The sequence below is a fragment of the Streptomyces sp. NPDC004721 genome, assembly GCF_053601495.1.
In genome coordinates this window covers 100,147-119,128 of record NZ_JBSGBZ010000008.1, presented here as the reverse complement: position 1 = coordinate 119,128, position 18,982 = coordinate 100,147, and the positions used below count along the sequence as shown (strand labels likewise).

At 72.6% G+C, this 18,982-nt stretch carries 17 protein-coding genes; 6 read left to right on the top strand and 11 right to left on the bottom strand.

Annotated features, from left to right (window positions below; genetic code table 11):
- Window positions 1-4: 4 nt before the first annotated feature.
- From ACWEK3_RS09690 to ACWEK3_RS09670, 5 genes are read right to left on the bottom strand one after another with little or no spacing between them, the layout of a single operon-like run.
- Entirely contained in the window at window positions 5-940 is a 936-nt protein-coding gene (locus ACWEK3_RS09690) for a 3,4-dihydroxyphenylacetate 2,3-dioxygenase (protein ID WP_450538358.1), read from the bottom strand.
- Window positions 933-2,423 (bottom strand): aldehyde dehydrogenase, encoded by a 1,491-nt coding sequence (locus ACWEK3_RS09685; RefSeq protein WP_453249410.1) that lies wholly within the window; start codon window positions 2,421-2,423, stop codon window positions 933-935. The genes ACWEK3_RS09690 and ACWEK3_RS09685 overlap by 8 nt, the downstream gene beginning before the upstream one ends.
- 34 nt (window positions 2,424-2,457) lie before the next feature.
- On the bottom strand, window positions 2,458-3,264 hold the full coding sequence (locus ACWEK3_RS09680; protein WP_453249409.1) for an acetoacetate decarboxylase family protein: 807 nt from the start codon (window positions 3,262-3,264) through the stop codon (window positions 2,458-2,460).
- 12 nt (window positions 3,265-3,276) lie between these two features.
- Window positions 3,277-4,485, bottom strand: a complete 1,209-nt coding sequence (locus tag ACWEK3_RS09675) for an NAD(P)/FAD-dependent oxidoreductase (protein WP_453249408.1) — start codon at window positions 4,483-4,485, stop codon at window positions 3,277-3,279.
- A 3-nt stretch (window positions 4,486-4,488) separates the two neighbouring features.
- Window positions 4,489-4,677, bottom strand: a complete 189-nt coding sequence (locus ACWEK3_RS09670) for a ferredoxin (protein ID WP_141363829.1) — start codon at window positions 4,675-4,677, stop codon at window positions 4,489-4,491.
- Window positions 4,678-5,020: 343 nt separating this feature from the next.
- Between ACWEK3_RS09670 and ACWEK3_RS09665 the strand changes: the two genes are divergently transcribed.
- On the top strand, window positions 5,021-6,376 hold the full coding sequence (locus tag ACWEK3_RS09665) for a glutamine synthetase family protein (protein WP_453249407.1): 1,356 nt from the start codon (window positions 5,021-5,023) through the stop codon (window positions 6,374-6,376).
- 92 nt (window positions 6,377-6,468) lie between these two features.
- Window positions 6,469-7,755, top strand: a complete 1,287-nt coding sequence (locus ACWEK3_RS09660) for a cytochrome P450 (RefSeq protein ID WP_450538367.1) — start codon at window positions 6,469-6,471, stop codon at window positions 7,753-7,755.
- Between the two features lie 123 nt (window positions 7,756-7,878).
- On the opposite strand, the gene ACWEK3_RS09655 is transcribed toward ACWEK3_RS09660, so the two are convergent.
- Entirely contained in the window at window positions 7,879-10,389 is a 2,511-nt protein-coding gene (locus ACWEK3_RS09655; protein ID WP_450538383.1) for an ATP-dependent Clp protease ATP-binding subunit, read from the bottom strand.
- Between the two features lie 137 nt (window positions 10,390-10,526).
- Between ACWEK3_RS09655 and ACWEK3_RS09650 the strand changes: the two genes are divergently transcribed.
- Together ACWEK3_RS09650 and ACWEK3_RS09645 are read left to right on the top strand one after the other, a co-directional pair.
- Window positions 10,527-11,264, top strand: coding sequence for a maleylpyruvate isomerase family mycothiol-dependent enzyme (locus ACWEK3_RS09650; RefSeq protein WP_450538369.1), 738 nt, complete (start codon window positions 10,527-10,529; stop codon window positions 11,262-11,264).
- Between the two features lie 52 nt (window positions 11,265-11,316).
- The gene (locus ACWEK3_RS09645; RefSeq protein WP_361420670.1) at window positions 11,317-11,601 is read left to right on the top strand and encodes a DUF6332 family protein; all 285 of its coding nucleotides are present in this window, start codon (window positions 11,317-11,319) and stop codon (window positions 11,599-11,601) included.
- Here the strand turns inward: ACWEK3_RS09645 and ACWEK3_RS09640 are convergent.
- From ACWEK3_RS09640 to ACWEK3_RS09630, 3 genes are all read right to left on the bottom strand, one after another.
- Window positions 11,562-12,227, bottom strand: coding sequence for a response regulator transcription factor (locus ACWEK3_RS09640; RefSeq protein ID WP_141363819.1), 666 nt, complete (start codon window positions 12,225-12,227; stop codon window positions 11,562-11,564). The genes ACWEK3_RS09645 and ACWEK3_RS09640 overlap by 40 nt on opposite strands.
- Window positions 12,224-13,456, bottom strand: coding sequence for a sensor histidine kinase (locus ACWEK3_RS09635; protein WP_390876243.1), 1,233 nt, complete (start codon window positions 13,454-13,456; stop codon window positions 12,224-12,226). Before ACWEK3_RS09635 ends, ACWEK3_RS09640 begins: the two co-directional genes overlap by 4 nt.
- Before the next feature lie 193 nt (window positions 13,457-13,649).
- On the bottom strand, window positions 13,650-14,339 hold the full coding sequence (locus ACWEK3_RS09630) for a TetR/AcrR family transcriptional regulator (protein WP_450538372.1): 690 nt from the start codon (window positions 14,337-14,339) through the stop codon (window positions 13,650-13,652).
- 187 nt (window positions 14,340-14,526) lie between these two features.
- On the opposite strand from ACWEK3_RS09630, the gene ACWEK3_RS09625 reads away from it, so the two are divergent.
- Window positions 14,527-14,943: a nitroreductase family deazaflavin-dependent oxidoreductase gene (locus ACWEK3_RS09625; protein ID WP_225080025.1), complete on the top strand. Its 417-nt coding sequence runs from the start codon at window positions 14,527-14,529 to the stop codon at window positions 14,941-14,943.
- Here ACWEK3_RS09625 and ACWEK3_RS09620 read toward each other — a convergent pair.
- Window positions 14,933-16,177 carry a geranylgeranyl reductase family protein gene (locus ACWEK3_RS09620; RefSeq protein WP_450538373.1) on the bottom strand — a complete coding sequence of 415 codons (1,245 nt, stop codon included), beginning with the start codon at window positions 16,175-16,177 and terminating at the stop codon, window positions 14,933-14,935. The genes ACWEK3_RS09625 and ACWEK3_RS09620 overlap by 11 nt on opposite strands.
- Before the next feature lie 216 nt (window positions 16,178-16,393).
- Between ACWEK3_RS09620 and ACWEK3_RS09615 the strand changes: the two genes are divergently transcribed.
- Window positions 16,394-17,749 carry a M20/M25/M40 family metallo-hydrolase gene (locus tag ACWEK3_RS09615; RefSeq protein ID WP_450538374.1) on the top strand — a complete coding sequence of 452 codons (1,356 nt, stop codon included), beginning with the start codon at window positions 16,394-16,396 and terminating at the stop codon, window positions 17,747-17,749.
- A 192-nt stretch (window positions 17,750-17,941) separates the two neighbouring features.
- Here the strand turns inward: ACWEK3_RS09615 and ACWEK3_RS09610 are convergent, their stop codons facing one another.
- A complete protein-coding gene (locus ACWEK3_RS09610) occupies window positions 17,942-18,982 on the bottom strand; it encodes an NUDIX hydrolase (RefSeq protein WP_450538376.1) in 1,041 nt (346 codons plus the stop codon).

Here is an 18,982-nt window from a genome sequence, read left to right as displayed (position 1 = left end):
CTTTCTAGGCGGTCGGGTGGGGGGCGTTGGACATGGGCAGACCGGTGCCGGTCCAGCCCTCGGCCGGGCGGTCGAACCACAGGTGGACCTGGCCGGTGCCGATGGAGTTCTCGTACTCGCCGTACTGGCGGGCCCTGGCGACACAGTCCCGCTCGCCGAGCGCGCCGGCCATCATCAGGTAGTGGGAGAACTTCGCCTCGGGCCTGTACTTCCAGAACTCGTCCATGGTGTCGAGGACCCGGTCGTGGCGGCCCTCCTTGAACCAGGCGATGCGCTCGTGGTCCGCCTCGCGGGCCTCGGGCGTGAAGATGTGGGCCGGGTCGCTCGCCTCGTGGTCGCGCAGCTCGCGCAGCGGCCAGAAGGTGTGCGACAGGGCGCCGGAGGCGATGAGCAGGACCCGGCGGCCCGGGGTGGCGGCGATGCCGTCGGCGAGGGCGCGGCCGAGGCGCAGGTGGTCCTCCATGTCGCCGGTCTGGCAGACGCCGATGGTCACCCACCGCTTGTCGGGCAGCCCCTCGCCGAGGAACTTCCACAGGTTGATGGTGGCGTAGTAGATCGGCAGGTACTCGTCGTCGATCGCCGTGATCCAGGTGCCGTGCTTGTCGGCGAACGAGGCGATGTTCCGCGCGAGTTCGGGGTCGCCGGGGAAGTCGAAGGGCATCCGGCACATGCCGCGCGGCAGCTCCTCGGAGGTGAACAGGCCCGCGCGCCGGAGCTGGGCGGTGACGACGAACTCGACGGTGGTCGCCCAGTGGGAGTCCAGGACGACCACGGTGTCGTATGCGTGGGCGGCGTCGCGTGCGAAGACGTCCTCGCGCAGCTGCTGCAGGCCGGTGACGAGGGTGATCTCCTTGCCCTCGTTCAGCTCCAGCCGGGTCTCCTTCGGCAGTACGACGGTGGGGACGTGGGCGAGCAGCCCCGCGCCGACGATCTCACCCATGGTCCTTCCATCCCTTCGGGGCGGTGACGGTGTTCTTCAGGTCGCAGTAGAAGTCGAAGCTCCAGGTGCCGCCCTCCCGGCCGACGCCGGAGTGGCGGGAGCCGCCGAAGGGCGCCTGGAGGTCGCGGACGAAGAAGCAGTTGACCCAGACGGTGCCGGCCACGAGCCGTGCGGTGACGCGTTCGGCGCGCTCGTGGTCGCCGGTGGCGACGGTGGCGGCCAGGCCGAAGCGGGTGTCGTTGGCGAGGCGGACGGCCTCTTCCTCGGTGCGGAAGGTCTGGAGGGTCAGCACGGGGCCGAAGACCTCCTCCTGCACGATCTCCGAGTCCTGGGCGACCTCGGTCAGCAGCGTCGGCGCGTAGAGCCGGTCGTCCTTCCGGTGACCGCCGATGACGGCCCGGGCTCCGGCCGCGAGCGCCCGCCGCACGAAACCGTCGATCTTCTCCAGCTGGCGGGGGTGGATGTGGGGACCGATGTCGGTGGCCTCGTCACGCGGGTCGCCCTGCACCAGCCGCGAGGCCTTCTCCGTGAAGCGCCGGGTGAACTCCGCGGCGATGGGCTCCTCCACCAGCAGCCGGGTTGCCGCCAGGCAGACCTGGCCGGCGTTGTCGTACTGCTCCACCGCGAGGTCCACGGCCAGGTCGAGGTCGGCGTCGGCGAACACCAGCAGCGGGGACTTGCCGCCGAGTTCGAGGCTGAGCGGGGTGAGGTTCGCGGCGGCCGACGCGGCGATGCGCCTGGCCGTCGGGACGGAGCCCGTGAAGCTGATCCGGCGCACGTCCGGGTGGGAGGTGAGCGCGTCGCCGATCTCCGAGCCGAGGCCCTGGACGACGTTGAGGACACCGGCCGGGAGCCCGGCCTCGGCGGCGATGTCGGCGAGCAGCGAGGCGGTCAGCGGGGACCACTCGGCGGGCTTCAGGATCACCGTGTTGCCGGCGGCGAGGGCCGGGGCGACCTTCCAGGTGGCCAGCATCAGCGGCGCGTTCCACGGCGTGATCAGCACACAGGGGCCGGCCGGGTCCCAGCTGACGTGGTTGGTGTGGCCGCGGCCCGCGGCGGAGCCGCCGGTGTACGTCGTGAAGTCCTCGTGGCCGAGTCGGAGCAGCCAGTCGGCGAAGAAGCGGAAGTTGTGCGCGACGCGCGGCATCACACCGCGGCGGTGGGAGCGCAGCAGGGCGCCGTTGTCGGTGGTCTCGACGATCGCGAGTTCTTCGAGCCGCTTCTCCACGCCGTCGGCGATGGCGTGCAGGAGGCGGGCGCGCTCGGCGCGCGGGGTGGCGGCCCAGCCGGGGAAGGCGGCCTTGGCGGCGGCAACGGCGGCGGCGGCCTCGCTCGCGGTACCGCGGGAGATCTCGCCGAGTACGGCGCCGTCGATGGGCGAGACATCGGTGAAGGTGCCTGCGGAGGCGACGCGTTCGCCGCCGATCCAGTGCCGGGTGTCGACGGCGACTGAGGCGACGGTGACGGTGTGGGTGTCGGTCATGTCCGGTCTCCAGGAAGTTTCGTCTGCGGGTGCGTCACTCGGCTCCGGACGTGCCGGACTCCAACAGGCGGCCGCCGTCCCACACCACGCCGACCTGGCGGTAGTACGCGGCGATGGGCTCGCGCACCTCCAGCCGGGCCAGTTCCTCGGTGGGCGCCTCGAACAGCTCCAGATCGGCGTCGCCGACCCACGGCTGCCCGCCCTCGAAGGAGGCGGCGCCGGACTCGATGAGCTCGTCCAGGGCGAGGCCCTTGCCCTTCTCGATCGAGGGCAGCCAGCGGTGGTGGGCCATGGGGTGGCCGTTGACGAAGCCGTTGGTCTCGGACAGCTCGCGCAGGGTGACCACGGCCTGGGCGATACGGCGGTCGGCGGCGGCGAGCGTCGCGCCGAAGCGGGCGCCCGCCTCGATCCGCGGGGCCGGCCCGTAGGGGTGCGGGCGGGTCTGGTGGATCGAGCCGAGCTTCTTCGGGTAGCCCTGGTGCAGCCCGCGGGCGATGGCGAAGTCCTTGTCCACCCAGATGTGGACGCAGCGCGTGTACGTCTGCCCCTTGTAGGTACAGCGGACGACGGCGAAGGCCTCCTTGTACTGGGCGCGCACCGGGTCGAGCAGCTCTTCGCCGGAAGCCGAGCAGGACTGCCAGTCGGCCCAGATCAGCGCCACGGCGCCGGGGTCCTCGTCGGCGAGTCCCAGCGGCTCGGGCAGCAGTTCGCGCACGCGTGCCGGGTCGGTGCGGTACTCGACGGTGAGCAGGTCGCCGGAGTAGTGCCACGGCGGCGAGGGGATCAGCGACGAGGCGCCCGTCGCCGTCTTGGGGTGGAAGAATCCGCGGACGGTGGTCATGGCAGGCGTTCCTTACGCGGTGAGGGCGGGCGGCTTGAGCAGTTCCGCGCGGTGGCGGGCGGCGGCGGCCGCCGAGGCCTGGCCGCCGAGGGCGACGACGCCGACCAGGCGGCCGTCCCGGTGGTAGCCCGCGAGCACGTTCCCGTCCGGGTCGCCGTCGAGGATCCGTACGTCGCCGAGGCCGAGCCCGGGCGCGCCGAAGGACTGGAGGCGGAAGTCGTGCTGGTCGCTCCAGAAGGTGGGCAGCGGCGCGAACGGGTCGAGGCCGGCGTCGGTGCCGCCGAGGTGGGCGGCGAGCACGCGGGCGGCGTGCTTGGCGGTGTCGGTGGGGATCGACCAGTGCTCGACGCGACGCGGTACGCCGTCGTAGCGGGCGTTGGGGAAACGCGCGACGTCGCCGACCGCCACCACCTCGGGGCGTGAGCCGGCGCGCAGGTGCTCGTCGGTGAGCACCCCGTCGGTGAGGTCGAGGCCGTTGCCGTCGAGCCATTCGGTGTTGGCGACCGATCCGACCGACTCCACCACGACGTCCGCGGGGAGCACGGTCCCGTCGCCGAGCAGCACGCCGGTGACCCGGTCCGCGCCCTCGAAGCCGGCCACGCCGGTGCCGAGCGCGAAGCGCACTCCGCGTTCCTCGTGCCGTTTCAGCAGGGCCCCGGCGAGCAGTTCGCCGAGCGGTGCGGCCATGGGCAGGGGCAGCGGGTCCACGACGGTCACCTCGGCGGCGCCGAGGGCGACGGCGGTGGCGGCGACCTCGCAGCCGATGAAGCCCGCGCCCACCACGACCACCCGGACGCCCGGGCGGATCAGGGCCGCGCGCAGCTCGCGGGCGTCGTCGATCGTTCGGACGGTGTGCCGTCCGCGCAGGGGTCCGGGGCAGCGCAGGCGGCGGGGCCGCATCCCGGTGGCGACGACGAGTCCCGCGTAGGACAGGGTCTCGCCGTCGTCGAGTTCGACCAGGCGCCGGTCGAGGTCGGCGGCGACGACCCTGCTGCCCAGGCGCCATTCGGCGTCGGCGACCGCGGCACGGGGCCGGAAGGCCAGCGACTCGAAGGCCGCCTTGCCGGCCAGGACCTCCTTGGACAGCGGCGGCCGGTTGTAGGGCATGTGGGGTTCCTCGCCGACCAGGGTGATCGGGCCGGGGTATCCGGCGGCCCGGAGCTGCTCGGCGGCGCGCAGGCCGGCCATGGAGGCGCCGGCCACGACGACGGGTGCGCTCACGGCTCAGTCCTCGATCCGGATGGCCTGGAGCGGGCAGACGTCGGCGGCCTCCTCGACCTCGTCGCGCAGCGCGTCGTCGGGGTCGCCGACGTAGGCCAGACGGCCGGTGTCGTCGAAGCTGAAGACGTCGGGGGCGGCGAAGACGCACTGACCGTGGTCCTGGCACTTGTTCATGTCGACGACGACCTTCATGGCCGGTCCTCCTGGTGCTGAGGGCGTCGGGCGGGGGAGCTGGGAGGGAATGGGGCCCGGACCGGATGCGGCCGGGCCCCGGCCAGCGGGGTGGGTGACACCGCACCCCGAACTCGTTTGGCATCAAACAACATAGGAAGCAGCCGGACCCTGGTCAATAGCTATCCGGATGGATAAATTTTTGCTGCCAGCCTCTTGCGGCAGGGTGGCGGGGTCCATACCGTTTGGCCTCAAACATTGAGCGGCCCCTGCTCCTCCCCGCAGTGCGGCGTCGCCCGTCTTCCCCTCTCCCAGCGCCCGCTCCGGCCTGGGAAGCGCCCCACATTCCCCAGAGGAGACTCCGGTGAGCGCATCCGACTCCCCATCCGTCCGACGGCACCAGGACCGGCTCGCCGCCGAGGGCGTCGACGTGGTCCGCGTGACCTATCCCGACCTCATCGGCACCGACCGCGCCCGGGACGTCCTGCTGGAGCACCTGCCCTCGGCCTGCGACCACGGACTGGCCTTCTGCCGCGCCGTCTACCACACCAGCCCGCAGGGCGACGTCGTCCCGGTCTCCGGCGGCCTGGACGCGGGGCTGCCCGACATCTGCGTACGACCGGATCTCGACACCCTCGTGTCCCTGCCCTGGGAACCCGGCGTGGCGAGCTGCCTGGGCGACGTCACCGACCCGGCCACCGGGCTGCCCGCCCCCGAGTCACCCCGCGACCTGCTCCGCGCCGTCCTCGACCGCTGCCGCGAGCACGGACTGCACCCGGTGATCGGCCCCGAGCTGGAGTACTTCCTCTGTGAGCCCGCGCCGGGCTCCCCGCGCGGCTGGCGCCGCTATAGCGACGCCCGGGGCGTCGTCTACACCGCGGGCCTGCGCGCCGACGACGACAACCACCTGCTGCGCACCCTGCGCCTGCTGCGCGCCGCCGACCTCGGCGTGAGCAGCGGGAACCACGAGTTCGACGGGGGCCAGTTCGAGATCAACCTGACCCACTCGGAGGCGCTGTCGGCCGCCGACCGGGCCTTCCGGTTCAAGTCGGCGGTCAAGGAGCTCGCCCGCAAGGAGGGACGCCTGGCCACCTTCATGGCCAAGCCGTTCAACGACGCGGGAGGCTCCGGCTTCCATCTGCACCTGTCCTGCGAGAACGACGACGGCGGCAACGTATTCGACGACCCGGCGGCGCCGTACGGCCTGTCCGCGACCGCCCGGCACGCCGTCGCCGGCATCCTCGCCCACGCGCCCGCGCTCGCCGCGCTGGCCAATCCGACGGTCAACTCGTACAAGCGCTTCGGCCCGGACACCCTCGCCCCCTGGCTGATCGACTGGGGCCTGGACAACCGCAGCGCCATGGTCCGCATCCCGCCCGAGCGGGGCGCCGGCTCCCGGCTCGAACTGCGCCTCGGCGACGCCGGCGCCAACCCCTACCTGCTCATCGCCGGGACCGTGGCCGCCGCCCTGCTCGGCGTCCTGGCCGGCGAGGAACCTCCCGCCCCGCTGGACGGATACGGCTACGACACCGACCGGTCCGCCATGCTCCCGGTCTCCCTGTCCGCCGCGCTGGACGCCCTGGAGGCGGACACCGCGCTGTCCGGCGTCCTCGGCAAGGACTTCACCGCCTCCTATCTCACCTACAAGCGCGACGAGGTCGAACGCTTCGGACGGCACGTCACCGACTGGGAGTTCACCGAGTACGCCTACCACCTCTGACCGAACCCGCCCCGCTCGTGGCACCGCGCCCCCGCCCCCTGACGCCGCATCCCGCCGACACCGAGCCCCGTGACGCCGAGGAGAAACCGCCCATGACCACCCCGACCCTGTCCGACGCCGTCCGCGAGCCGCTGCCGCTGGCCGACGTGAACCTCGCCGACCTGGACAACTTCACCGACGGCGTCACGCCCTGGCGCATGTTCCACACCCTGCGCCACGAGGACCCGGTGCACTGGCAGCCCGAGGAGGCGCCCAACTCCGGTTTCTGGAGCGTGACCCGGCACGCGGACATCGCCCGCGTCGACCGCGACGCCGACACCTTCACCTCCACCCGGTTCGTCAACCTCGAGGAGGTCGACGACGACCAGATCAAGAAGCGCGCCTCCATCCTCGAACTCGACGGGGTCCGCCACCGCGCGCTGCGCAGCCTGATCCAGCGCCAGTTCGGCGCGAACGTGATCAACAGCTACGGCGACTTCCTGCGCGGCCTGACCGCGACCACCCTGGACGCGGCGCTGGCCAAGGGCACCTTCGACTTCGTCAAGGAGGTCTCCGCCGACTTCCCCATCAACGTGCTGGCCCGGCTGCTCGACGTGCCCCCGGAGGACAACCAGCAGCTCATCGACTGGGGCAACCGCATCATCGGCAACACCGACCCGGACTACGCCGACGTGCTCCTGCACAGCGAGGAGAGCGAGAAGTACCGCGACCTGCCCTTCCGCTCCCCCGCCTCCCTGGAGGTCTTCGCCTACGGCCGGGAGCTCGCCCGGCAGCGGCGCGGCGGCGACGGCACCGACCTGGTCTCCCGGCTGGTCAACGGCACCCCGCGGGACGGCGTCCCGCTCTCGGCTCAGGACTTCGACAACTACTTCCTGCTGCTGGTGGTGGCGGGCAACGAGACGACCCGCCACACCATCAGCCACTCCATGCTGGCCCTGCTCCAGCACCCCGACCAGCTGGCCCGCCTCCAGGAGGACCCCTCGCTGATCCCCACCGCGGTCGAGGAGTTCCTGCGCTGGGCCTCCCCCGTGTACCACTTCCGCCGCACCGCCACCCGCGACACCGAACTCGGCGGCAAGCGGATCAAGGAGGGCGACAAGGTGGTCATGTGGTTCGCCTCCGGCAACCGTGACGAGGAGGTCTTCGGCAACCCGTACGACTTCGACGTCACCCGGCGGAACAACGACCACGTCACCTTCGGCAAGGGCAGCCCGCACCTGTGCCTGGGCAACCTCCTGGCCCGCACCGAGATCCGGATCATGTTCGAGGAGCTCATCCCGCGCCTGGCCGGCATCCGTCTCGCCGGGGACGTGCCCCGGGTCCGCTCCAACTTCGTCAACGGCATCAAGAGGCTGCCGGTGGAGGTGACCCTCGCCTGACGGACGCCGACGGCCCCGCCGCCCGGCGCATGCCGGCCCGGCCGGAATCGGTGCAGGTGAACGACAGGTGATCCGGTTCGTCGTGCGGCTGCCGGCCGCGCCGTCCCGCGGCAGCCTGCCTCATCAGGTCATCCGGCCGGGGACCTCCGGGTGTTCGACCCGGCAGACCAGGGCGTCCTTCTCGACGTCCGCCACGATCGTGTCACCGGGGTCGGCGGAGTCGCTCAGCAGCAGGGAGGCGATGCGGTTGTCGAGTTCGGCCTGGATGGTGCGGCGCAGCGGACGGGCGCCGAACTCGGGCTGGTAACCGTGGGCGACCAGCAGCCGCTTCGCGGCGTCGGTGACCTCCAGTTCCAGGCCCTGGGCGCGCACCCGCCGGCGGCTGTGGTCCAGCAGCAGGTCCAGGATCAGGTCGAGGTCCTCCCTGCTCAGGCCGTGGAAGATGATGATGTCGTCGATGCGGTTGAGGAACTCGGGCAGGAACCTTCCCCGCAGGTCCTCCATCAGCTGGTCCTTGATGGCGGCGACGTTCCCATGGTGGGCGAGGATCCGCTGGGCGCCGATGTTGGAGGTCATGATGACCACGGTGTTGCGGAAGTCGACGGTACGGCCCTGGGCGTCGGTGAGGCGGCCGTCGTCGAGGACCTGGAGCAGGGTGTTGAAGACGTCCGGGTGGGCCTTCTCCACCTCGTCGAAGAGCAGCACGCTGTAGGGCTGGCGGCGCACCTTCTCGGTGAGCTGTCCCGCCTCCTCGTGGCCGACGTAGCCGGGCGGGGCCCCGACGAGCCGGGAGACGGTGTGCTTCTCCTGGAACTCGCTCATGTCGAAGCGGACCATCCGGTTCTCGTCCCCGAACAGCAACTCGGCGAGCGCCTTGGCCAGTTCGGTCTTGCCGACCCCGGTGGGGCCGAGGAACAGGAAGGAGCCCACGGGCCGGTTCGGGTCGCCCATGCCGGCGCGGCTGCGGCGCACCGCCTGCGCGATCGCGGTGACGGCCTCGTCCTGGCCGACGACCCGGGAGTGCAGCGCCTCCTCCAGCTTCAGCAGCCGCTCCTTCTCGCTCTCGGTCAGCTGGGAGACGGGGATGCCTGTGCGCCGGGACAGCACGTCGGCGATGTCGTCGACGGTCACCTCCAGCACGCCCTCGCGGCGCTCGGCCAGACCCTCCAGCTCTGTCTCCACCTCGGCGATCCGGTCCTTGAGCCCGGAGGCCCGTTCGAAGTCCTCGGCGGCGACGGCCTGGTCCTTCTCACGGCGCAGCTTGGCCAGCCGGTCCTCGCGCTCGACGACCTCGGTGGACCGGCCCAGGGACCGCAGGCGCACCCGCGCGCCGGCCTGGTCGAGCAGGTCGATGGCCTTGTCGGGCAGGAACCGGTCGGTGACGTAGCGGTCCGACAGCTCCGCCGCGGCGACGAGGGCGTCGTCGCTGTAGCGGATCTGGTGGTGGGCCTCGTAGGAGTCGCGCAGACCCTCCAGGATCTGCACGGTCTCCTCGACGCTCGGCTCGGGCACCATGACGGGCTGGAAGCGGCGCTCCAGGGCGGCGTCCTTCTCCACGTACCGCCGGTACTCGTCGAGGGTGGTGGCTCCGACGACGTGCAGCTCACCGCGGGCGAGGGCCGGCTTGAGGATGTTGCCCGCGTCCATGGAGCCCTCGCCGGTGGCTCCGGCGCCGACGACGGTGTGCAGTTCGTCCAGGAACAGGATCGTCGACTCGGAGGCCGCCTTGACCTCGTCGATGACGTTCTTCAGCCGCTCCTCGAACTGGCCCCGGTACTGGGCGCCCGCCACCAGTCCGGTGAGGTCCAGGGCGACCACCCGCTTGTTCTCCAGGGTCTTCGGCACGTCCCCGTTGACGATCCGCTGGGCCAGCCCCTCGACGATGGCGGTCTTGCCGACGCCCGGCTCGCCGATCAGGACGGGGTTGTTCTTCGTGCGGCGGGAGAGGACCTCGACGGTCTGCTCGATCTCGGCGGCCCGCCCCACCACCGGGTCCAGCTTCGCGGCCTTGGCCTCCTCGGTCAGGTCGCGCCCGTACTGGTCCAGGGTCGGGGTGTCGCTCGGGGGCTCGGCCCCGCCGGGCGCGGTGTCGGGGCGGGAGGCCGTGTCGGCGCTGCGGCGCAGCTGGTCCGCCTCGACGCCGTGGGAGCTCAGGGCGCGCGCCGCCGCGGCGCCCGGGGTGTCCAGCAGCGCGCCGAGGATGTGCTCGGGGCCGATGTACGACACTCCGGCCGCGCGGGAGTGCTCGTAGGCACGCAGCAGCACCCGCTTGGCGGCCGGGGTCAGGCCGGGCTGCGCGGAGGGGGTGCCGCTCTCGCCCGGCAGAGCCTCGGCGAGGGCCGCGCCGAGCCGGTCCGGGTCGGCTCCGGCCTGGGCGAGCAGGCCGCGGGCCGGCTCCACCTGGGTGCACGCCCAGAGCAGGTGCTCGGTGTCCAGGTCGGAGCTGCCGTCCTCGGCCGCCCGCCCGGTGGCCTGGTTGATCAGCTCGCGCGCGGAGTCGGTCAGCAGCCGTCCGATCGGCACGCGCTGCACCTGCGGGGGCGCCGCGCCCGGCGTCATGCCGAAGAAGCGGTTGAGGATCTCGGAGAACGGGTCCGGGCCGCCGAAGGAGGCGCCGAAGGGGGACATCGTCATGATCGCCGTCCGGAACGTGGGCAATGAGTCACCTTCCAGCCCAACCCGCCGAATGGAGTACCGCAACGCGGCGTACGCCGGTCCGGTGCCGGAGGCGGCTCTCCCCGGAGCCGGGCCGCGTCCGGCAGACTCCCGGCATGGAGACCGCCGCGCACCTTCACGCACTGGACCGCCAGGGCCGTCTGCTGGCGGCCGCCGCCGAGCAGGCGGGGCCCGACGCCGCGGTGCCGGCCTGCCCGGGGTGGCGGGTACGGGACCTGCTGCGGCACACGGGCGTGGTGCACCGGTGGGCCGCCGGCATCGTCGCCGACGCCCGCACGTCACCGCGCCCGATGGGCGATGCGCCGGATCTGGACGGCGCCGCGCTGGTGGCCTGGTACCGGGCCGGTCACCGCCTGCTCGTCGAGACGCTGGCCGCGGCGCCATCCGACGTGGACTGCTGGACGTTCCACCCGGCTCCGTCCCCGTCCCCGCTGGCGTTCTGGACCCGGCGGCAGGCACACGAGACGGCGGTCCACCGCCACGACGCCGAGGCCGCGCGCGGCGGCACCCCGGACACCCTCGGCATGGCCTTCGCCGTGGACGGCATCGACGAGCTGCTGCGCGGCTTCCACGCCCGCTCCCGCAGCCGGGTCCGCAGCCGCGGACCGCGGGTCCTGCGCGTGCGCGCCACGGACGCGGACGCGGTGTGGACCGTGCGCCTGTCCGACGAGCCTCCGGTCACCACCCGGACCGCTTCCACCGCCTGCGACACCGAACTCTCCGGCCCCGCCGACCAGTTGTACCTCGCCCTGTGGAACCGCGCCCCAGTGCCGAACGTGACGGGAGACCGCTCCCTCGCCACGCTGTGGCGGGAGACGTCGGGGATCGTCTGAGCCTCGCCGCGCCGCCCTTGCCCGCCGGGGACGCGGCTGTTTGACTCCTGGCATGAGGGCTCACGGGGGACGGCGGAGTCAGGCCGAGCGGGACGCGATGACCGTAGAGATCATGTACGCGCTGTGCAGCGCCGCGTTCGCGGCGGTGGTGGTGTTCGGGGCCGTGGCCGGCCCGGTGCTGCTGTTCGATCTGCCGCGGGTCGTCTCCACGGTGCTCCTGTGGGCCGGCCTGGTGCTCGCGCCGGTCGTCTTCACCGTCCGGGTCGTCGGCGTGCTGGTGCGTTTCCGGCAGGCGTCTCAGCCCAGCCATCCCGGTCGCACCAGGCCCGATTCGTAGGCGAGGACGACCAGTTGGGCGCGATCGCGGGCGCCGAGTTTCACCATGGTGCGGCTGACGTGGGTCTTGGCGGTGAGGGGGCTGACGACCAGGCGGCGGGCGATCTCCTCGTTGGACAGGCCGATGCCGACCAGGGCCATCACCTCGCGTTCGCGTTCGGTGAGCTGCGCGAGGGCGTCGGCGGCCGCCGGTTCCTTGGACCGGGCGGCGAACTCGGCGATCAGGCGGCGCGTGACTCCGGGCGACAGCAGGGCGTCGCCGCCGACCACCGCCCGTACCGCGCGCAGGAGTTCGTCGGGTTCGGTGTCCTTGACCAGGAAGCCGGAGGCGCCCGAGCGGATCGCCTCGAAGACGTACTCGTCGAGTTCGAAGGTGGTGAGCATGACCACCTTGACGTCTTTCAGCCGCGGCTCGCCGGTGATGCGGCGGGTCGCGGCAAGGCCGTCCAGCAGCGGCATGCGGATGTCCATGAGCACCACATCGGGGCTCAGGTCGCGCACCTTGCGCAGGGCCTCCTCCCCGTCCGCGGCCTCCCCGGCGACCTCGATGTCCGGCTGGGCGTCGAGCAGCGCCTTGAAGCCGGCCCGTACCAGCGACTGGTCGTCGGCCAGCAGTACCCGGATCACCGGTTCTCCTCCTCGGTCGTCAGGGGCAGTACGGCGAGCACCCGCCAGCCACCGTCGGGACGCGCTCCCGCGTCGATGGTGCCACCCAGGGCGGCGGCGCGCTCACGCATCCCGGCCAGGCCGTTGCCGCTGCCGCCGGCCTCCGCCCCGGTCGCGGGCCCGTCGTCGTCGATGCGCAGCCGCAGCGCGCGGCGGTCGTGGTCGAGGCGGACGCGCGCGTGCCGCGAGCCCGAGTGGCGTACGACGTTGGTGAGCGCCTCCTGGACGATGCGGAAGGCGGCGAGGTCCGTGCCGGGCGGCAGCCGGGGCGGTGCCCCCTGGACCTCGACGGTGAGGCCGGCGGTCGCCGCCTGCTCCACCAGCTCGGACAGCCGGCCGAGGCCGGGCGCCGGGGTGCGCGGGGCGTCGCCGGGGGTGCGCAGGGTGTCGAGCACCTGACGCACCTCCCCCAGCGCCTCCTTGCTGGCGGCCTTGATGGTGGTCAGCGCCGTGCGCGCCTGCTCCGGGTCAGTGTCGAGCAGGGCGAGGCCGACGCCCGCCTGGACGTTGATGACGGAGATGCTGTGCGCGAGGACGTCGTGCAGTTCACGGGCGATCCGCAGGCGTTCCTCGTCGGCCCGCCGCCGGGCGGCCTGGGCGCGCTCGGCGCGTTCCTTGACCCACTGCTCGCGGCGCACACGGGCCAGCTCCGAGACCGCGACGACGGCCACCACCCAGGTGGCGATGGCCAGTTCCTGCCCCCAGGAGGAGGCGGTGTCCCCAGGAGGCGGCAGCCAGCGGTACAGCCAGAGCGCGATCAGCGCGTGCCCGGCCCACAGCATGCCCACCGACGCCCACGCGGCCCTGCGATGCCCGGCGACGACGGCGCTGAAGCAGCTGACGGCGACGGCCAGGAAGACGGGTCCGTAGGGGTATCCGGCGGCGTAGTAGACGAGGGTGGTCGCGGCCGTGCCGAACACCACGAACGCCGGATACCGCTTGCGCCACAGCAGCAGCCCCGAGGTGACGAGCAGCAGCGCGAGCCCGTAGCCGTCCAGGGGCTCCCGGTGGCCGTGCTGGTTGCGGGCCGCGAAGTGCGTGCCGACGAGCGCGAAGGCGGTGAACAGCGCGGTGGAGAACCAGGGCCAGTGGCGGCGGGGCGCCCCCTCCTCGGCGGCGCGGTGCCACCATGGGGGGCCGTGCCGCCACCACTGCGGCGGGCCGCCCCGGCGTACGCGCTGCTCCGTCATGACCGCCACGCTAGACGGCCGACGCCGCCGGGGGCGTCAGCCGGGCGAGGTGATCACGCGTACTTCCCGGGGAGTACGCCCCTTCGCAGATGCCCGGGAGCACGCGCACTCGCGGGTGCCCGGGAGTACGCGCCCTCGTACAGGAGCCGGGAAGTGCGGGCCCTCGCGGATGCGCGGCCGGTCACGGCGGCGGTCAGGTCCCCATGCCGATCCCCTGCGCGAGCCGGACCACCGCGTGCCGGAAGAACGGCTCGCGGTCCTCCACCACCCGGTTGAACTGCCCGAACAACTCGAACCCGACCAGCCCGAAGAGCTGCGCCCACGCGGCGACGAGCGCGGCCCCCACCTCGGGCGGCAGGCCGGGCGCGAGGTCTGCGGTCATCCGCTCGGCCTCGCCTCGCAGCTCGGCGGGGAGCGGCGGCCCGGCCAGCCCGTGCCGCTCGTGGGCGTCGCGCAAGATGCCGATGAGCACCAGTCCGACGCGGGACGCGGCCGGGACGGTCGTCCTCGGGGCGACGTAGCCGGGCACGGGGGAGCCGTAGATGAGGGCGTACTCGTGCGGATGCGCGAGCGCCCAGCCGCGCACCGCCTCGCACACGGCGGTCCAGCGCGCCAGGGGCTCGGCGGCGGACGCTTCCGCGTTCGCGGCCTCCGCGGCCTCGCCCACGGAGTCGTAGGCATCGATGATGAGCGCGGTCAGCAGGTCGTCGCGGCTCGGGAAGTACCGGTACAGCGCGGAGGACACCATGCCGAGTTCGCGGGCCACGGCGCGCAGCGAGAGTTTCGCGGCGCCCTCGGCCGCGAGCTGTCTGCGGGCCTCGTCCTTGATCGCCGCGGTGATCTCCGTCCTGGCCCGGGCGCGGGCTCCCTGTGCGGTGCTCATACGGACCAGTGTTCCATGAATTCAGAGCACTGCACACAAAAAAGAGCACTGCTCTTGCTTTGGATCACCGATCCACCCCACACTGTTCATCAAGCGAGAGCACTGCTCTCCCAAACCCGTGGGGGTCATCGTGTCGTCTTCTTCGTCGTCTTCGTCCTCGTCGCCGTACTACCTCAAGGGCAGCCCGATGGCCGTCCGTCTCAACGGCGTCATCGGCTGGCTGGCCCGCCACGGGCTGAGCCTCGCCGGCTCGGCCGAGCTGTCGGTCCGCGGCCGCAAGAGCGGCGAGCCGCAGCGCATTCCGGTCAACCCGCACACGTACGAGGGCGGGCAGTACCTCGTCTCGGCGCGCGGCCACTCCCAGTGGGTGCGCAACATGCGCGCGGCGGGCGGCGGGGAACTGCGTGTCGGGCGGAAGGTCCGCGAGTTCACCGCGGTGGAGCTGCCCGACGCCGAGAAGCTCCCGATCCTGCGCACCTACCTGGAGAGGTGGGGCTGGCAGGTCGACGGGTACTTCAAGGGCGTGACGGCGAAGTCCTCCGACGAGGAGATCACCGCGTCCGCCCCCGACCACCCGGTCTTCCGCATCACGGTCAGGAACTGACCGGGTCCTCGGTGGCGGGCGGGGCCGGCCGCCGGTCCAGCGCGGTCAGGGCGCGGTGGGCCATGGGGTGGGTGCGGACGATCTCGCCGAGCGAGGTCGAGCCCCGCGTGATGTCCTTGAACGCCTTCCAGGCGGGCCGGAAGCCGGTCAGGACGGCGTGGAAGATCCCCGGCCGGCGCTCGAACACCGAGAGCATCCGCTTGCCGACGGCCATCTCCACGCCCAGTCCCGCCTTGATCGCGAACGCGTAGTTCAGGGCCTGGCGCCGGGTGTCCACCGCGTCGTGCGCCTCGGCGACGCGCACCGCCCACTCCCCCGCGAGCCGACCGGACCTGAGCGCGAAGGAGATGCCCTCGCGCGTCCACGGTTCGAGGAGTCCGGCCGCGTCCCCGCACACCAGCACCCGCCCGCGCGAGAGCGGCGAGTCCTCGGCCCGACAGCGGGTCAGATGCCCCGAGGAGATACTCGGTTCGAACCCCGCCAGGCCCAGCCGGGCGATGAAGTCCTCCAAGTACCGCTTGGTGGCGGCGCCTTCGCCGCGCGCCGAGATCACCCCGACGGTCAGCGTGTCCGCCTTGGGGAAGACCCAGCCGTAACTGCCGGGCATCGGGCCCCAGTCGATGAGCACCCGCCCGCGCCAGTCCTCGGCGACGGTTTCGGGCACCGGGATCTCCGCCTCCAGGCCGAGGTCCACCTGGTCCACCTTCACCCCGACATGGGCTCCTATCCGGCCGGCGCTGCCGTCGGCGCCGACCACCGCCCGCGCGAGCACCGTCTCACCGCCCTGGAGCACCACGGCGACCGTACGCCGGTCCGGCACCGCCGAACCGTGCTGCTCGACCCGGGAGACCGCGACGCCGGTCCGCAGCTCGGCGCCCGCCTTCTGCGCGTGCTCGACCAACTGCTGGTCGAACTCGGGCCGGTTGATCAGCCCGAACAGCATCTGCTTGGAGCGGCGGGTGCGGGTGAAGCGGCCGTTGTGGGAGAAGGTCACCGCGTGCACGCGGTCCTTCAGCGGGAGCTCGAAGCCGGGCGGCAGCGAGTCGCGCGACGGGCCGATGATCCCGCCGCCGCACGTCTTGTACCGGGGCAGCTCCGCCTTCTCGAGCAACAGCACGCGCCGCCCCGCGACCGCCGCCGCGTAGGCGGCCGAGGCCCCCGCGGGTCCCGCGCCCACCACGACGACGTCCCACACCTGCTGCACGTCGTCCGCCGAAGAGTTCTCGCTGCTCACGATGGTCTACCGCTCCCGATCCAAGCCGCCTGCCGCTGCTGTCTCCCGCATCCTACGGCGGCCCCGACGGTGGGCCGCTGTGGGAGGATCAGCAGCGTACGTGCCCCGTACACCGGGCCGCGCCTACGCTGACACGATCATCCGGAACACAGAAGTGCTCGGAAGTATCACTCTGGTACTCACGAGTGCGCCTTCGCACCTACAAGGAGCGTGCCCATGTCGTCGAATCCGGTCGCCGAGACCGTCGCCTCCCTCATGCCCAGGGCGCGGGCGGAACTCGCCGAGCTGGTGGCCTTCCAGTCGGTGGCGGACTTCGACCAGTACCCGAAGAGCGAGAGCGAGGGCGCCGCGAACTGGATCGCCGACGCGCTGCGCGCCGAGGGCTTCACGGACGTGGCGCTCCTCGACACCCCGGACGGCACCCAGTCGGTCTACGGCTACCTGCCCGGCCCTGAGGGCGCGAAGACGGTCCTGCTCTACGCCCACTACGACGTGCAGCCGCCGCTGGACGAGGCCGGCTGGACCAGCCCGCCCTTCGAGCTGACCGAGCGCGACGGCCGCTGGTACGGGCGCGGCGCCGCCGACTGCAAGGGCGGCCTCATCATGCACCTGCTCGCGCTGCGTGCCCTGAAGGCCGACGGTGGCGTCCCGGTCAACGTCAAGGTGATAGCCGAAGGCTCCGAGGAACAGGGCACCGGCGGCCTGGAGCGCTACGCCGAGGAGCACCCCGAACTCCTGACGGCCGACACCATCGTGATCGGCGACACCGGCAACTTCCGCGTCGGTCTGCCCACCGTCACCAGCACCCTGCGCGGCATGACCCTGGTCCGCATCCAGGTCGACACCCTCGCAGGCAACCTGCACTCCGGCCAGTTCGGCGGTGCCGCCCCGGACGCGCTCGCCGCGCTGATCCGTGTGCTGGACTCGCTGCGCGCCGAGGACGGCTCGACGACCGTCGACGGCCTGTCCGGCGACTCCGTCTGGGACGGCCTGGACTACGAGGAGGAGCAGTTCCGCAAGGACGCCAAGGTGCTGGACGGCGTGGAGCTGATCGGCTCCGGCACGGTCGCCGACCGTATCTGGGCCCGCCCGGCCGTCACCGTGCTCGGCGTCGACTGCCCGCCGGTCGTCGGTGCCACCCCGTCCGTGCAGGCCGGCGCCCGCGCCCTGGTCAGCCTGCGGGTGCCGCCGGGCGTCGACGCGGGCGAGGCGACCAAGCTGCTCCAGGCCCACCTGGAGGCCCACACGCCGTGGGGCGCCCGGGTGAGCACCGAGCAGATCGGCCAGGGCCAGGCCTTCCGCGCCGACACCACCAGCCCGGCCTACCGGGCGATGGCCGACGCGATGGCGGTCGCCTACCCCGGTCAGGACATGCAGTACGCCGGTCAGGGCGGCTCCATCCCGCTGTGCAACACCCTCGCCGCGCTCTACCCGCAGGCCGAGATCCTGCTGATCGGCCTGAGCGAGCCGGAGGCGCAGATCCACGCCCTGAACGAGAGCGTCTCCCCCGAGGAGCTGGAGCGCCTGTCGGTGGCGGAGGCCCTGTTCCTGCGCAACTACGCGACCGACTGAGCGAACACCCAGTCAGCCCCCGGCAGGCCAGGGCCCTCGCTTCGCAGCGGGGTCCCTGTACGGAACGGCTGACGGCAGACGCGCCCGGCCCGCCGGAGACACGCCAGACCCACCGGGGACAGCCCCGACCCGCCGAGGACAAGCCTGACTTGTCCGAGCGCCCGGCAGGGCCCCGCTGTGGCCGGCGGCCGGTCAGTCGACCGTGACGCCGGCCTCCAGGTACGCCGCCCTGCCGCGCTCGCGGGCCCGCAGTGCCCAGCGCAGGCGGGCGTAGCGGACGGGTGGGAGCAGGTCGGCGGCCTCCCGCTCGGTGACGAAGCGGCAGTCGCGCAGCTCGGGGCCGGGCAGCAGCAGGCGCTGGGCCGCCGCGGAGTCCAGCCGGCCGCCGTCGAAGAGGAAGCGCAGACCGCCGAAGGCGGGGGGCGCGGGCGGCTCCCAGTCGACGACGAGCAGCCGGGGCACGTCGTCCAGCCGTATCCCCGTCTCCTCGGCGACCTCGCGCATCCCCGCACGGGCCGGGGCCTCGCCGGGTTCGACGACACCGCCGGGGAACTCCCAGCCGGGCTTGTAGGTGGGGTCGACGAGCAGCACGCGGTCCTGCTCATCGAAGAGGAGCACCCCGGAGGCGACGGTCTCGGCGGTGGGCTCCGGGGTCTGCACGATGTCGCAGACGGGCACGGCACCGCTGCTGACGGCCTCGACGATGCGGACGGCCGTCTCGTGCGGGGTGAGGGCACTGGTGTCGACGGGGTGGGCGTCGGCGGTGAGCCAGGAGGCCAAGGCAGCCCGGTAGGGCTCGATGTGGTCGTAGGACCACTGGCGGACGCGTATCTCGCCGTCGGGCGGGTCGGGCGGGACCTCCCGATGGGCTATCCGCTCCCGCAGGATCGTTTCGGCCGGGGCCAGGAGGATGTGCCGCACGGCGATGCGGCGGGCGGCGAGCCCGCCGAAGATCTCGTCGCGGTGCTCCTGGCGCAGCAGGGTCATGGGCACCACGAGGGTTCCGCCCAGCTCGGCGAGCATCGCGGCCGCCGTGTCGATCACCATGCGCCGCCAGATCGGCAGATCCTGGTAGTCGCCGACCTCGGCGAGGTGTTTGGGCGGCAGCAGATACGTCAGCGCACCGCCGATGACCTCGGGGTCGAAGAGCGTACTGTTCGGGATCAGTTCGATCAGTTCCCGTGCGGTGGTCGTCTTCCCCGCACCGAAAGCGCCGTTGATCCAGACGATCAT